Source organism: Meridianimarinicoccus aquatilis, assembly GCF_004358675.1.
Lineage (GTDB): Bacteria > Pseudomonadota > Alphaproteobacteria > Rhodobacterales > Rhodobacteraceae > Meridianimarinicoccus > Meridianimarinicoccus aquatilis.
Genome location: NZ_SMZO01000075.1, coordinates 1 through 13,684, shown reverse-complemented (window position 1 = coordinate 13,684; position 13,684 = coordinate 1). Strand labels below are relative to the sequence as shown.

General features: G+C 60.0%; 16 protein-coding genes. 9 read left to right on the top strand and 7 right to left on the bottom strand.

Annotated elements, in window-relative coordinates:
* The 8 genes from E2L05_RS20875 to E2L05_RS18695 form a co-directional block, all read left to right on the top strand.
* Window positions 1–626: hypothetical protein (locus E2L05_RS20875; RefSeq protein WP_165971814.1), on the top strand; the 626-nt coding region annotated here is incomplete at its 5' end.
* 135 nt (window positions 627–761) lie between these two features.
* Window positions 762–1,478 carry an AAA family ATPase gene (locus E2L05_RS18725; protein WP_165971813.1) on the top strand — a complete coding sequence of 239 codons (717 nt, stop codon included), beginning with the start codon at window positions 762–764 and terminating at the stop codon, window positions 1,476–1,478.
* Complete coding sequence (locus E2L05_RS18720) at window positions 1,478–1,753, top strand: phage tail assembly protein (RefSeq protein WP_133344402.1); 276 nt, start codon at window positions 1,478–1,480, stop codon at window positions 1,751–1,753. The genes E2L05_RS18725 and E2L05_RS18720 overlap by 1 nt, the downstream gene beginning before the upstream one ends.
* Before the next feature lie 66 nt (window positions 1,754–1,819).
* A complete protein-coding gene (locus tag E2L05_RS21360; protein WP_243722059.1) occupies window positions 1,820–1,972 on the top strand; it encodes a phage protein GemA/Gp16 family protein in 153 nt (50 codons plus the stop codon).
* 393 nt (window positions 1,973–2,365) lie between these two features.
* Window positions 2,366–2,812 carry a helix-turn-helix domain-containing protein gene (locus E2L05_RS18710; protein WP_133344400.1) on the top strand — a complete coding sequence of 149 codons (447 nt, stop codon included), beginning with the start codon at window positions 2,366–2,368 and terminating at the stop codon, window positions 2,810–2,812.
* Window positions 2,809–3,708, top strand: a complete 900-nt coding sequence (locus tag E2L05_RS18705) for a Mu-like prophage major head subunit gpT family protein (RefSeq protein ID WP_133344398.1) — start codon at window positions 2,809–2,811, stop codon at window positions 3,706–3,708. The genes E2L05_RS18710 and E2L05_RS18705 overlap by 4 nt, the downstream gene beginning before the upstream one ends.
* 10 nt (window positions 3,709–3,718) lie before the next feature.
* The gene (locus E2L05_RS18700; protein WP_133344396.1) at window positions 3,719–4,657 is read left to right on the top strand and encodes a phage protease; all 939 of its coding nucleotides are present in this window, start codon (window positions 3,719–3,721) and stop codon (window positions 4,655–4,657) included.
* A 115-nt stretch (window positions 4,658–4,772) separates the two neighbouring features.
* Complete coding sequence (locus E2L05_RS18695; protein ID WP_133344394.1) at window positions 4,773–5,234, top strand: hypothetical protein; 462 nt, start codon at window positions 4,773–4,775, stop codon at window positions 5,232–5,234.
* Between the two features lie 140 nt (window positions 5,235–5,374).
* On the opposite strand, the gene E2L05_RS18690 is transcribed toward E2L05_RS18695, so the two are convergent.
* Genes E2L05_RS18690 through E2L05_RS18665 form a run of 6 tightly spaced genes read right to left on the bottom strand, consistent with a single transcriptional unit; the run spans window position 5,375 to window position 12,181 of the window.
* Window positions 5,375–6,397, bottom strand: coding sequence for a ricin-type beta-trefoil lectin domain protein (locus tag E2L05_RS18690; protein WP_133344392.1), 1,023 nt, complete (start codon window positions 6,395–6,397; stop codon window positions 5,375–5,377).
* Window positions 6,398–6,415: 18 nt separating this feature from the next.
* A complete protein-coding gene (gene ade, locus E2L05_RS18685) occupies window positions 6,416–8,110 on the bottom strand; it encodes an adenine deaminase (protein ID WP_133344390.1) in 1,695 nt (564 codons plus the stop codon).
* Between the two features lie 4 nt (window positions 8,111–8,114).
* Window positions 8,115–9,686 carry an ABC transporter permease gene (locus tag E2L05_RS18680; RefSeq protein ID WP_133344388.1) on the bottom strand — a complete coding sequence of 524 codons (1,572 nt, stop codon included), beginning with the start codon at window positions 9,684–9,686 and terminating at the stop codon, window positions 8,115–8,117.
* Window positions 9,676–10,446 carry an ABC transporter ATP-binding protein gene (locus tag E2L05_RS18675; protein ID WP_133344386.1) on the bottom strand — a complete coding sequence of 257 codons (771 nt, stop codon included), beginning with the start codon at window positions 10,444–10,446 and terminating at the stop codon, window positions 9,676–9,678. Before E2L05_RS18675 ends, E2L05_RS18680 begins: the two co-directional genes overlap by 11 nt.
* Complete coding sequence (locus E2L05_RS18670) at window positions 10,446–11,417, bottom strand: ABC transporter substrate-binding protein (RefSeq protein WP_133344384.1); 972 nt, start codon at window positions 11,415–11,417, stop codon at window positions 10,446–10,448. Before E2L05_RS18670 ends, E2L05_RS18675 begins: the two co-directional genes overlap by 1 nt.
* 26 nt (window positions 11,418–11,443) lie before the next feature.
* The gene (locus E2L05_RS18665; RefSeq protein WP_133344406.1) at window positions 11,444–12,181 is read right to left on the bottom strand and encodes a 5-formyltetrahydrofolate cyclo-ligase; all 738 of its coding nucleotides are present in this window, start codon (window positions 12,179–12,181) and stop codon (window positions 11,444–11,446) included.
* Window positions 12,182–12,256: 75 nt separating this feature from the next.
* Here E2L05_RS18665 and E2L05_RS18660 point away from each other — a divergent pair, with 75 nt between their 5' ends.
* Window positions 12,257–13,105, top strand: a complete 849-nt coding sequence (locus E2L05_RS18660; RefSeq protein ID WP_133344382.1) for a MurR/RpiR family transcriptional regulator — start codon at window positions 12,257–12,259, stop codon at window positions 13,103–13,105.
* A 216-nt stretch (window positions 13,106–13,321) separates the two neighbouring features.
* Here the strand turns inward: E2L05_RS18660 and E2L05_RS18655 are convergent.
* On the bottom strand, window positions 13,322–13,684 hold a 363-nt coding region (locus E2L05_RS18655), incomplete at its 5' end, for an integrase core domain-containing protein (RefSeq protein ID WP_243722058.1).

The following is a 13,684-nucleotide window of genomic DNA, read 5'->3' as shown; positions in this document are numbered from 1 at the left end:
GTCAGGGCGCGCGGGGACGGTCCTATCAACAGGTCTTTGAACAGGGGCTTGAAGCCCGTATTCAACGGCGCGCGACAAAGCGGCAACTGTGGCTTGCCGGGCTGGTCTATGCGCCGGTTGCGGTGGACCGCGCCGGGCAGATGAAAGTTGACGGCTGGGTCTATGGCGGTCCGGACACACAGGCCGCGTTGTTGCCCTATCATGGCGCAGGCCAAAGGGTGTTGCTGGGGCGCGACCCGGAAGACTTCACCGCCGCTGCGATTGCCTTTGATGAAGATGGCCATCTGATCTGCGAAGGGATCGAACACGTGGTGCGCGGGGCCTATCGCAACGCGGAAGGTGCCCGGCGCGCGGCGCGCAACCGCCAAGCCGCCGCGAAGGACGCGGCCAAGGCACAGGCCAGCAACGATTACATGGCCGATATCGACTTTGCCGAAGCCCTTGCCGATCTGCCGGAGCTAGCCCCGGTGGCACCCGTGGCCCCGGCAAAGGTGGTCGGTGGCCGGTTCGGCGGGCCGACGCGGGACAGAGCGCCCGACGATGGCCCCCGAATGAATTCGGTGCCCGAAGAATTCTTGCGGAACATGGATCGCGCCCTTGCCGGAAAGACCGGTTCAGGCGGGTAAACGGCACGGGGAACGGTGGCACGCTCCCCGCGCCTCAATCGAGGGTCGAAACCCTCTCTCTCAACGGAGGCCATAATGGCAGAACATCTGAGACTTGCCAAGACAGACAGCCCGCCGCGCGTGCGCGGGTTCGTTATGACAGACACGGCGCGCGATATCCTGCGTTCGCTGTCCCTGGTGCGCCAGTTCGGCGGCGCGGCCATGACGATGATCGCCGGCGCGCCCGGCGTCGGGAAATCCGAAGCGCTCAAGCACTATGCGGCGCAGAATGGCGCGGGCTGCATCTACATTCAGGCGGTGCGGGGCGAAGGCACGCCCTGGAACTTCGCGCACAGCATCGCGGCACAGTTCGGGTATGGCGCGCCGGACTTTCACACGGTGCAGGAAGCCCGGATGCGCTTTGCCCAGGCACTCGGGCCGGATTGCCTGCTGATCGTCGATGAAGCGCAGTATCTCGACCAGAAGAACCGCCGCACGGGCAGGACCGGTGAAGCGCTGGAATGGGTGCGCGGCATGGCCAAAACCGGCGGCTTTCCCGTTGTTTTGTGCGGTGACCTGAGCCTGCCCAACACCGAGGCGACCATGCCGCAACTGCAAAGCCGGATGCGCCGCCCCGTCTACATCCCGCGCGTCACGCCGGGCGATGTGCAGGCGATGGCGGTGGCCGAAGGCTTCACCGATCCGGCGGCGGCGCGCGTGCTGGAAGTTATCGCCGCGTTGCGCGGTGGGCTGCGCAATGTCGAGAATGTCGCGCGGCTGGCACAGCTTTTCGCGGGGGATGGCAAGCCGGACCTGTCGCACCTGAAAGCCGCGATTGTCGATATGAAGCTGGCACCGAAAGGGAGTAAGTGATGCAGACTCGAACTATCATTCTTAGCTGCCCGATCAGGCGGAACGGCGGCGATTTGGAAACGCTGACCTTGCGCGCCCCGCGCCCCGACGACATTCGCGGGCTTTTCCTTGTGGACCTTTTGAAGATGGACACAACGACGCTGTTGCCGCGTATCAGCGTGGATGGACTGACGGGTCATGAGGCAAGGCAACTGGCCTTCGCCGATGTGATCAAGCTGGGCGGCGAAGTCATCGGCTTTGCCATACCGTTGATCAAAACCGAGGGGGCAAAATAGTGGCGCAGTCTATGGCGACCGGCCCGGCTTCGCCAGTTCGGCCCAGGTTCAGCTTATCCGCGAGCTATGGCACGAATACACGGGCGGGGGCAGGAAAACTCGCTAAACAAATGGCTGTTGCGCTGCTTCAAGGTGTCGAGCCTGCGTTTCCTGAAAAAGGAACAAGGGCAGAAGGCAATCACGGCGCTTAAGGCGATGAAGACCCGCGTCGCGGCCTGAGACTGTCTCGAGCAAGTAAAGGGGCGGTGCGCGCTGAGTGCCGCCCTTTTTTGCGTGCGGCACTCAGCGGCCCACAGAATGCCATCCCTTACGACCGGGCCACCTTGGTACATAAAAAGGTAACTTGGCCTTCCTGACCCGTTTAATAGGTATTTAACGGCGAAGCCCGCGGCGTGCGCTCCGCCCGTCGAGGCGGAAGCTTGCAAATCAGCCCCGTGCGGCGTATTTCGGCCCTGCGTTCGAGCAAGACGGTCAGCCGGTCTTTGAGTGACCGCCCGGGGTTCCCGACCCGGCGAACGCAGTGCCGTTCTGATCGCAAATTGACAGAACGGCACACCACCCCCGAAAACGTTCGGGGCCGGAAGGCTTTCAGGGGCATGCCATGCTGCAAGCATGGCTGACACACCCGCACGCAACCCCGAATACCCGACCTTTGATGAATGCCTGAAAATGGGCGTTCACATTGCGCCTATGATAGGGCGAATGGAAGCCGATTGCGGCCATTCCGTACTGGTCGCGTTCCTGCTGCGTTGGGGCGGGGTTGAACTCAATATTCCAAAATCTGCGCCTGACGAAAAGTCGCCTTTCGCAACGGTTCTAAACTGGCTGCGTCGCGATATTGGATATGGCGCTTGGCGGGTTCCGCGCGCGCTGGTCAATGACCGAACCGTCCTTCGCTGGCGAATGCTGCATCTACTGCGCGCCGGGCAGTCATTGTCCGAAGTTGCGCGCGCCGTTGGCTGCACAGCCCGCACCGTAAGCTACCGAAAAACCGACTTCACCCGGCGTGGCCTTTTGCCGTCGCCTGATCTTGTTCCGACCAAGGAAAACCGGCAATGATTATCAACTCTTCAAATCTCGACACCGCTTTTCGCGGCTGGAAGACGACTTTCAACGATGCGTTTGCGGCTGGCGAAACACAGTCCCAACGGATCGCCATGACGGTGCCCAGTTCGACCCGCGAGGAAGCATATGGCTGGCTCGGTCAGTTCCCGCAATTGCGCGAGTGGATCGGCGACCGGGTTGCGAAAGACATCAAGGCCCATGGCTTTTCGATCACCAACCGCAAGTTCGAAACCACCGTTTCGATCAAACGCGAAGACTACGCCGATGATCGCTATGGCGTGTTCAAACCCATGTTCTCGGAAATGGGGCATCAAGCCAAGGTGCACCCTGACGAGATGGTGTTCTCACTGCTGAAAGATGGTGACAGCACGCTTTGCTATGATGGGCAGAACTTCTTTGATACCGACCACCCGTCCGTGGATGCAGACGGCAGTGCCACCACCGTTTCAAATATCCTTCTTCCTGCCGGAACGGATACACCTTGGTATCTTTTCGACACGTCACGACCGATCAAGCCAATGATCTGGCAGGAACGCGAAGGCCACGAGTTCCGGATGGTGAGCAACCACGACGACACCGGCGTGTTTATGACCGACATCTATCACTACGGCGTGCGCGCCCGCGTCAATGCCGGGTTTGGACTTTGGCACATGGCGTTCATGTGCAAGGGGCCGCTGAACGCCGCGAACTACAAGGCTGCGCGCGCGGCCATGATGGAATTGCGCGGGGATCAGGGCCGGGTGCTGGGCCTCAAGCCGAATGTTCTGGTCGTGCCACCGACGCTGGAAGAACCGGCACGGCAAGTTGCGCTGGCGCAGTTCGATGCGGCCGGCGCATCGAACGTCTGGGCAGGTACGGCTGACGTAATCGTCACGCCGCACTTGGCGTGAGGCGGCGCACATGACCGGCGAACACTTAATCCGCGTCTTGTGTCGCGGGCACGACATGACCGCACCCCGGCCTGCGGCACCGGACTGGGTGCAATTGGTTCCGCTTGGTCGGGTGACGGGGCGCGACGGGCGCAGCTTCACGGTGCACGACCCGAAAGCGATTGTTCGCCAGTCGTTGACCGGCGGTCGTGAATTGCCGATAGACTACGAGCACGAAATGGACCTGCCGCGCGTCAAAGAAGCGGCCTCAGTGCCTGCTGCCGGTTGGATCAAGGAACTTCAGGCGCGCTCCGATGGCATTTGGGGGCGCGTTGAATGGACGCCGCGTGCTGCACGCATGATCGCGGACAGGGAATATCGTTTCCTTTCGCCGGTGCTTTGGTCGCGGCCCGATGGGACAGTCATGCGCATCGGCGGCGCGGGCCTTGTTCACCGTCCCAACCTACAATTGAAATCCCTGTCGAGCGAGGAAAGCCCGATGACTGACACACCAAACGCCACAACCGAAGCCTTGGCCGAAATCGCCACCGCGCTTGGGCTGCATTCCGAAGCCAGTAGCGAAGACATCGTGACGGCCATTCAGACCAAAGCCAAACCTGATCCGGCGCACTATGTCCCGATTGAAGCGGTCAAGGAGCTGCTTGCTGCGGGCAAGGAGCGTGTCATGGCAATGAGCGAAGACAAAGCCCGCAAGACTGTCGATGACGCGACGAGCCAAGGCTACATCACGCCGGGCATGCGCGGATGGGCAATCGCTTTGTGCACTCAAGACCCCGAACGCTTCGAAGAGTTTTTGACGTGTTCCGTGCCACCCTATGCGCACCTGTCACAAATGCAGACCCACGGTGCCAATGCCGGATCGCATCGCACGTCCGGGGCACCCGCGCAGGGTGATGAAGCTGAAATCTTCAAACACATGGGCGTTGATCCGGCCAAACTGGCCGACTGACCGAATTCGCCGGGTGGGTTTTGGAATTCACCACCCGGCGGACGCGGCGGCGGCGCGGGCATTTTCCTTGTCCGGTTCCCGCGCTGCCGTTCGCACCAACTGAAAAGGGCACCGCATGAAAGCCGATATTGCAAACCTGATCCACCCCGCCACCGGCACGCTGAACGCGGCTCAAGCAGGACTGAAACAGGCGCAGGCCGATATTTTAAAAGCCCATGCGGCGCTAATTCAATTACAGGAAATCGCGCAATCCGAATTAATTGACAGTCTGCCAATTTCAGAAAAGCCAATTTCAGAGCATCGCCGGTTGCATAAATCGGGGCGCGCCGCAAAACTGGACACCGACCCGGAATTACGCTCTTTCGTTTTGGCGCGAATTGATCGCCTGACCTATGAAGAGTTGGAAGCCGAAATCGCGGGTTTATTTCCCGTTGAACGGCGTTTGAAGAAGTCTTCAATTCACAGTTGGTGGCAACGCAACCGCCGCCACTTCGACCCGTCCGGCGTCTGGCCCCATCGCCGAACGGGTCGGAATAGCCGCCGGACTTCCCTTCACTTCCGGTATAAAACCCGGTGAAAGGCCGTGTAATTACGGGTGAATACTAACATTGGGGCACCCCAGGAGTGCGCTGCAATGTGCCGGGACTTTACCCAGCCAAATGGCGGTACCCTCTCTCGCGCTCAGGAGGGGGCGGCAAAACGCCCCCTCGAACGCATTTATTCGGCGGTGCGATAGGCCCAGGTCTGCGACGCCGAAGCATCGGCTGAGCAAGCCGCAAGAGACAGGGCCTTGATCTGGTTCGTTTCACTGCGACCAAAACGGGTTTCATCCCCAAGGGTCACGCAAAGATCAGGTGCAGCGGACGGCGTGATAGCACCTTCACCCGCGAAGACGAAACTCTGGCCCTCTGCCCCGTTGCACGTCGCAAGCTCCAACGCAGCATCGGCTTCAAGGCTGCTGGCCTGCATGCAAACGTCAAACTCGGGCATATAGAACACGCCTTTGGCGAACTGTTCGCTGTCAAACGCCTGATCCACGAAGACTTCGCCGAGCGGGCTGTAGCAGGTGTGCCCCTGAAGGCCGTCGGCAGGGTCAGCCTGACTGGCTTGGCCACCCGCGATATCAATGCAGTATCCGTTCTGGATACTGTCAAGCTTGTCGGTGGCATAGACTTCGACGTTGTCAGCCAGTGCCATGGTTGCAACCGATGCGCAAACTGACAAGACAACGACGCCGTATACGATGGATAGGGGTTTCATGATGACTCCGCTTGGTAAATTCTTGGTGGGTAGTGGTGATAGAACGTACCAGCGGTAACATTCCGTTGGATTTTTCTGAACATAATGCCGAAGTTCCACAGCCAAAAGCCAAAGTGCTGCTATCAAGACGCCGCCCCACCCCCGATCACATCCCGAGCATGGAAGTCGGGTTGACCACCGGTGACGACGATTGCCCTCAATCAGGTGGCGGGTCGCGGTCACCACTTTGATTTTGGCATTGGGTTTCGCAATCTTCACCGTCGCGCGCGGCATGATGACCGCGTGGATGTGATACGCCGCCTCATCCCGATCAGCGCGCGCGTGGATAACGTCGTCACCAAAATTGGTGCGCAGCCATTCCTTGGCACGCTCGCCAAATGCCACCTCACGGATGTTTTCGGCTCCGCCAAAAAACGCCCCGAGATCGCCCTCGTACCCCGCGAGGTGATGTGGGTAGTGCCCCGCAAAACGCAGCACCACCGGATATTGCTTAGCAGACTAGCTGAGCAGTTCAAACTTCATCACATCGACCATGCCCCGGTCCGTAATTTTCAGTACCGGGATCACCGGCAGGGCCAGAAAGGCTAGTTGCAGGAACGGTTCGTTCAGCGTCACCCCCAGCGAAAAGGCGGCACTGCGAAGCTTCTCAAGATCACGATGGACTTTCTCAAACGGGTCAAGGCTCATCAAACCGGCCACGGGCAAGGCGAGTTCGGCCAGCACCCTGCCATCGCGGGCGACGACAAAGCCGCCCTCGATCTCGGACAGCCGGTTAGCGGCCAGCGCCATATCCGCGTAGTCCACTCCGACACAGGCGATGTTGTGATGGTCATGGCAGACGGTTGAGGCGATGGCTCCCACCTTCAGACCAAAGCCTTTGACAAAGCCGGTGGCGATATTGCCGTTCTTGCCATGCCGTTCCACCACCGCGATGCGCGCCAGATCGCGGGCCGGGTCTGGGTGTTTGTCACCATCTTGAATCGGCACGATTTCGTGCAAATGCTCGGTGATGATCTTGCCTTCGACGATCCCGATCACATCGGTCTCTTGCCGGTTGGCCGTGGCGCGATAGCTTTCAGGTCGCAATAGCGGCGCTTTGACCGAGTGTAGGCCTACTGGCGGGATCGTCTGGCGCGCGGCAAAGGCGGTGTCTGTCACTTGTGTGCCTCCGGCAAACACCAGTTCCACCGCGCAAGTCTCAATGTCCGACAATACGACGATATCCGCCCGTCGCCCCGGCGCGATCTGGCCGCGGTCCTTCAGGCCAAATGCCTCAGCTCCTGACAGGGACGCGGCGCGATATGCGGCCAGCGGTGGGGTGCCAAGGCGGATCAGCTCCGCGATCATGAAGTTCAGGTGCCCCTCTTCGCCAATGTCCAGCGGATTGCGGTCATCGGTGCACAGGCACATATAGGGCGCGGTGGTGTGGGTGAGCAGCGGTTGCAGGGCGTGCAGATCCTTGGAGACCGAGCCTTCGCGGATCAGGACACGCAGTCCCTTTTGCAGCTTTTCCAACGCTTCTTCTGCGGTTGTCGCTTCGTGCTCGGTGCGGATGCCGGCCGCCGCATAGGCGTTCAGGTCGCGCCCCGACAAAAGCGGGCAATGGCCGTCGATATGGCCGCCCTCGAACAGGCGCAGCTTGGCCATGGCGGCCGGGTCGCGGTTGATCACGCCGGGGTAGTTCATGAACTCTGCCAGCCCGATGCCAGAAGCGTGCCCCATCAGCGCAGCAAGGTCTGCAGCCTCGATCCTCGCACCTGCGGTTTCCATGTCGGTCGACGGCACGCAAGAGGATAGCTGGACGCGGATATCCATCAGCGTGTGCTGGCTGGCCTCCTGAAAGTAGCGAATGCCGTCGAGGCCGATCACATTGGCGATCTCATGCGGGTCGCAAATTGCGGTGGTCACACCCAGAGGCGCCACGCAGCGGTCAAATTCATACGGGGTTACCAGCGAGGACTCGATGTGCAAATGCGTGTCGATGAAGCCGGGCACCAACGTTTGGCCGGTCACATCGATGACGGCCGCTGCGTCATAGTCCGCGCCTATCCCGACAATGGTGTCGCCGCAGATGGCCACATCTCCTTTGATCATCGTGTCGGTCACCAGATCCCAGACCATCCCACCCCGCAGTACCAGATCGGCGGGGGCATCTCCGCGGCCCTGCGCAATTCGGGTTTCCAGATCGCTCATTGGCTCACTCCGCTGTAGCCATACCAAGCCGCCGCAAGACGCGCCGTTCCACAATGACGACGGCCTGATAAAAGATGACCGAGAGCAGGACTGACACGGCAGCCACCGTCCAGATCATGCCGTAGTCGAGAAACCCGCGCGATTGATTGAGCAGATTGCCGAGGCCCTTACCGGTCGCCAGCCACTCTGCGATCATCACACCCAGCAGCGCACGGGGCACGGTCAGTCGTGTCGCCGCAAACAGGTAAGGCAGCGAAGCCGGGATTGTGACCATACGCATCTCGGTCCAGCGTCCCGCACCATAAGCGCGTGGCAGGTCCTCTGCGCTGCGCGGAACCAGGGCAAGGCCCTGTGCCAAAGTCACAAAGGCCGGGAAAAACGTCACCGAGATCGTCACCCAAAGCGTCAGTGACGTGCCCCGCCCGAGAATGAGAACCAGCAGCGGCGTCAGCGCCACCAACGGCATGGTTTGCGTCACCAGCGCCACGGGCATGAAGGCTTCGATAGCGCGGGGGAACAGCCGTGATGAGATCGCCAGCAGGAAGGCAAAGCCCAACCCAGCGGCCATCCCCACAAAAGTAATCGGCAGGGTTTCGGCCAAAGCGGCCAACAGGCGGTTCTGGGCGCTTTCGGCAGTCGGCGCAAAGAACAGGTAGTCGACAACACCCAATGGTGTTTTGGAGATCAAGCCAGGAACTCCGGTCAGCTTGATAAAGGCCCACCAGACAAGAAATGGGAGCGCAATGGTGCCCAGTGTTATGGCAATGCGATTGATCGGCGCGCTTGTCACAGGCGCGGCGTCTGGCACTGCGGTGTTCAACGTGACCGCGCGCGTGGCACCGATGGTCCTGCTGGCAAGCAGAGCAAAGACACCATAGGACAGCCCAGCGATCAGGGTGGCAACCAAACCGATGCCCCAGAGTCGATCCGGCTCTCCACGCCCCAGCGAGCCCAGAAGATAGGCGCCCAGTCCCCAACGGCCGCCGCCTCCGAACTCGGCGAGGATGGCCCCCAGCACCGCATTGGGTGCAGCGATCCGGAGGCCCGCAAGAATCGAGGGCAGCGCGCCTCGAAACTGCACGCGGCGCAGGATGTCCCAGCGGGTGCCGCCATAGGCACGGATAACGTCCGTGGCCCGGCTGTCGGCCTGGCTGAGGCCGATCACGGTCGCGGTCATAGTTACGAAATACACACCAAGCGCGGCAAGCGCGATGCGCGGCGCCATGCCGGACAGCGTTAAAACCAGGATGGGCGCGATGGCAATGGGTGGCAACGCGAAAGCCGCGATGTTCACTCCGCGAAACAGGCGTAGCGCCGTCGGAGACAAGGCAAAGATCACCCCTGCGCCAATGCCAAGCGCATTGCCGATGACGAACCCGATTGTCGAGGCATAGAGCGTCGCCCAGATATGGCGGGGGTAGTCGCCCCAGTCGACCCAGAGCCGGATCAGGATTTCTGATATGCCGGGCAAAGCGCCGCCCGCCACCAAATCAAGCCGCCCGACGATTTCCCAGATCGCCAGCAAGACCAGTGCCGTGCGAAGCCCGCGCCATCGCCCGGAGTTCTCAACCGCCATGCAGCACCTCCGCAATATGGTCGCAGACCTTGTGGAATGCGGGGTCGGAAAACAAGGCAGGTGCCCGCGGGCGGTCGAATCCGATGTCGATGACATCCGCGATCCGCCCCGGGTTGGCATGCATCACCACCACCCGGTCCGCGAGAAACACCGCTTCGTCGATACCGTGTGTCACCAATAGTGCCGTTGACCCGGTTTCCGTCCAGATGCGTTGTAATTCAAGGTTCATCTGGCGGCGCAAAATCTGGTCGAGGGCGCCAAAAGGTTCATCCATGAACAGGATTTGAGGATGCGTTACCAGCGCCCGAGCTATGGCGACTCGTTGGCGCATACCGCCGGACAACTCACCGGGCAGCGCGTTTTCGTAGCCCTTCAGACCAACAAGGTCGATCATGTTCTGGATATGGGCCGTCTCGGTGGCAGCGGACCGCCCCAAGACCTCAAGAGGCACCTCAATGTTGCGCCGCACACTGCGCCACGGCAGCAGCGCGGCATCCTGAAATGCCACGCCTGTCTTGCCGGCTTTTGCCGCCTGGATCGGGACGGTGCCTGCGATCTGCACCTCACCGGCATCCGCCGCCTCAAGGCCAAGCGCGATGCGCATGACTGTCGACTTGCCACAGCCAGACGGGCCGATGATCGCGGTAAAGGATCCCTTGGGGCAGGACAGGGTCACGTCGCGCAGTGCTTCGACAGTCTTGCCCCGCCCCGTAAAGGTCTTGCAGACCCCGGAAAGGGAAATCCCGTCCGGAGCCGACATCAAATCTCCTCAAGCAGGGTGGTGTCGAACATGTCGCGCGTGCCGTTGATGCCCACTTCGGACAACGCACGCAGGTTGGCGTCGATACCCTCTTCGGTCATCGCCATATAACCTGCGGGGCTTTCCATCAGCGGCTGCTGGGCATTGTTGAAAAAGATCTCGTTTTCGATGGTCCGGCCCGTACCCGCGAACCACGTATCAGCCCATTTCGGCGGCCAGATGTTTGGATCCTTGAAATTCTCGTCCCAACCCTTGCGCGAAGCGCGCAGCCACGACACCAGTTCGGCACGCTTGGTGGCAAGCGTTTCCTCTGTCACAACGACGGTATCATTGTATATCGTGAAGCCGAAATCGTAGAGCAGGAACGATGTTGCTTCGACACCCTGTTGATTGATCGTGTAGGGAACGTTGGTGGTGAAATCGAGGCTGGCGTCAATCTCGCCCTGAATGAGTGGCGTCGGGTCATAGGCGTAAGGTACGATATTGACCTGCGATGGGTCGATCCCGTTCAGCGCCAACATTGCGTTTACCGAAATCACGTTGACCGGTGGCACTGCCAGCGTCTTGCCGATCAGATCCTTGGGTTCGTTGATTGGGTTCGACACAAGCGACACGATGCCAATCGGGTTCTTCTGATATTGCGCGCCGATGATCTTGAAAGGCGCTCCCTGCTCGGCAATCGCCTTGATCGTGGTGTCGGGCGTGGTCAGCGCCAGATCGGCGCGGCCTGCAATGATGGTGCTTTCGGGGATCACGTCGGGGCCGCCGGACAGATAGGTCAGGTCCAACCCTTCTTCGGCATAGTAGCCTTCGTCGATGCCAATGAAGTAGCCTGCGAATTCGGCGTCATTGATCCAGGCCGCCTGCATGGTGAAAGGTGTGGCTGCACTGGCCCGAAGCGGCAGGGAGGTCGCTGCAGCGCTTGCAGCGGCTGTACCAAGGAAACGGCGGCGGTTCAGTCTGAGTGTCATGAGAAGGGTCTCCTTTGTTTGGGTGATCAGGCGAGGCCTTGAAGGCGCTGAAGCTCTTGCAAGGGCGGGGTTTCAGAAATCTGTTTGGGTTCGAGCAATGGCCATTTCACACCACGCGGCCGCTTGGCCCGGCGTTCGACCACATGCGTTTTGTTCGGCGTCAGGATGGTATCAACCAGAATATCGGTCTCAGAGGGCTGCAATTGCTCTTCGACAAGCTGCACATCATGGACGACGGCATGAACTGGCGTATGTTCACCTACAAGGCCAAGATCAGTGAACATGCCCCATTCGAGATCAAAGAAGCCGTGGCCTTTTCCAAAACGGACACCGTTGACCGATACCGCCGATGCCCCAGTCACCAGATAGTCAAACCGCCCTTTCTGCGCGATTTCTTCAAGCGTGATCGGGACGCCGAAATGCTCCATACCATCAAGCCAGGAGGCATAGAGAGCCGCTCCTTCGGGCACCGTGGTTGGGTCAAGGTAGAGAAAGCCACGGTATATCCCATAGGTGGACATGACGAAGGGCTTGCCATCCTCGATCATCCGGCGCCGTAGATCGGCAAGGCAATTGTCAGGTGTGATAAAGGCAAAGCCGCTGTTCTGGTAAGCCTCGCTCTGGACGACGCGGTCGGTTGCGGCTTCCGAGCCTTCAAAATCGGGGATGACTTCGGCAAAGTTCATGTGAAACCGGGTGTCTGGCCTCGCCACGTCCTTTAGTTTAGTCCATATCTTTTCGCGGATGGTTTTGGAGGTCGACATTTTGCTCATTTCGCTCGTTTCATTGTTTCACCACCATGAAACAAGCGTTCCAAACGTCAAGAGAATTCGTGTCTTATGGCCTCAAGACTGATCCTCAGAATTCAGGAGCGTTCTACGCGCCTGACGTCGAGCGAAAGGAAGATTGCGCAGGTTTTGCTGCAAAACCAGAGCCTTGTCGAAACCCATACGGCAACGGAACTCGCGGCGAAAGCCGGAGTGTCCAAGGCGACAACTGCCCGTTTTTTCCGCAGTTTGGGATATGCCGACTTTGAAGAGGTCAGGTTACAGGCCCGCGAAGAGCGCAATCGGCGGGAACCTTATTCAGACGTGGAAACGATTCCCGAGCCTGCGACCTTTGGGCGAACCATCTCCGATCACCTTGAGTTGGAGTTGCGAAATCTGACGCGCACCTTTGAGGAGTTGCGTTCGGATCTGCTTCCGGATGTCGCGCACATAATGGAGGAGGCTCCGCGTGTCTGGTTCGTCGGCTTCGGCGATGAACAGGGGCTGGCCCGGTTGGGTCGGTCGCTTTTTGCGCGGCTACGACACGGTGTTCATGAGTTGCAGGGACAGGGCCAGACCTGGGCAAATGAGTTGTCGATGACAGGTCCCCGTGACGTGTTGGTCCTCTTGACTTTTGAGCCGCGCCCAAAGGTGTTGCGCCCTTTGCTTGCCCATGCGCGGACCACACGGATGCGGATAATTACGCTGACTGATCACGCTTATGCCCCACAGGCCGAGCGGTTCTCCGAGGTCGTTCTTCCGTGCCACGTTGCCAGCTACGGCGCGCTTCCTACGCATGCGACGATGCTCTCCGTCTTACGGTTGATTGCCGTAGCCTATCTGGGCCGCAACCCCGACGCTGTCAGTCAACGCATCTCAACGCTGGCGGCGATAGATGAGGAACTCGACTTATTTGAATAGCTGAAGAAACCGCCGCGGATCGTACAGGTCAAGAAATGCCAAGAGCGTCGGGTGGCTTCCAGTATTTGTAAGCTAAACTCCGAAACCGCGCGCTGGAGATGACTGCTATCTGCTTGACCTGCCCCCCCGCTGCTCCCTCGTTCATAACGACAGTTTGCGGGTCTGTGCACTGCTCCCCAAGCTTGGACCGCCGGAAGCTGGATTTTTCCGGCTGTCTCACAATGACGGGCTGGTGACGCCATCGGGATAGTGCATGGCGATCGGGGCGTTGTATCCAATCGCGCTGTGAGGTCTGTCCTCGGAGTAGTGTCTACGCCAATCCTCCAGCTTTTCTTGGGCATCTGCAAGGCTCATGAACCAGTGTGCGTTCAGACATTCGGCCCTTAGCTTACTGTTGAACGCCTCGATGAAGCCGTTGTCGGTGGGTTTTCCGGGCCGTGAGAAGTCGAGCGTGACGTCGTTCGCATAGGCCCAGAGATCGAGGTCGCGGGAGATAAACTCACTGCCGTAGCACGCCGGGAAGAAGCGCTGCCGACAGGTTATGGCCGCACGCGCAGCCTCCACATCGCGCAGCGGGTG

Bases quoted from the DNA above. Each gene is read 5' to 3' on its own strand.
- E2L05_RS18725 (WP_165971813.1), top strand. From the start codon at position 762: ATGACAGACACGGCGCGCGATATCCTGCGTTCGCTGTCCCTGGTGCGC.
- E2L05_RS18705 (WP_133344398.1), top strand. From the start codon at position 2,809: ATGATTATCAACTCTTCAAATCTCGACACCGCTTTTCGCGGCTGGAAG.
- E2L05_RS18665 (WP_133344406.1), bottom strand. From the start codon at position 12,181: ATGTCGACCTCCAAAACCATCCGCGAAAAGATATGGACTAAACTAAAG.
- E2L05_RS18675 (WP_133344386.1), bottom strand. From the start codon at position 10,446: ATGTCGGCTCCGGACGGGATTTCCCTTTCCGGGGTCTGCAAGACCTTT.
- ade (WP_133344390.1), bottom strand. From the start codon at position 8,110: ATGAGCGATCTGGAAACCCGAATTGCGCAGGGCCGCGGAGATGCCCCC.
- E2L05_RS21360 (WP_243722059.1), top strand. From the start codon at position 1,820: ATGGCACGAATACACGGGCGGGGGCAGGAAAACTCGCTAAACAAATGG.
- E2L05_RS18660 (WP_133344382.1), top strand. From the start codon at position 12,257: ATGGCCTCAAGACTGATCCTCAGAATTCAGGAGCGTTCTACGCGCCTG.
- E2L05_RS18680 (WP_133344388.1), bottom strand. From the start codon at position 9,686: ATGGCGGTTGAGAACTCCGGGCGATGGCGCGGGCTTCGCACGGCACTG.
- E2L05_RS18695 (WP_133344394.1), top strand. From the start codon at position 4,773: ATGAAAGCCGATATTGCAAACCTGATCCACCCCGCCACCGGCACGCTG.
- E2L05_RS18700 (WP_133344396.1), top strand. From the start codon at position 3,719: ATGACCGGCGAACACTTAATCCGCGTCTTGTGTCGCGGGCACGACATG.
- E2L05_RS18670 (WP_133344384.1), bottom strand. From the start codon at position 11,417: ATGACACTCAGACTGAACCGCCGCCGTTTCCTTGGTACAGCCGCTGCA.
- E2L05_RS18710 (WP_133344400.1), top strand. From the start codon at position 2,366: ATGGCTGACACACCCGCACGCAACCCCGAATACCCGACCTTTGATGAA.
- E2L05_RS18720 (WP_133344402.1), top strand. From the start codon at position 1,478: ATGCAGACTCGAACTATCATTCTTAGCTGCCCGATCAGGCGGAACGGC.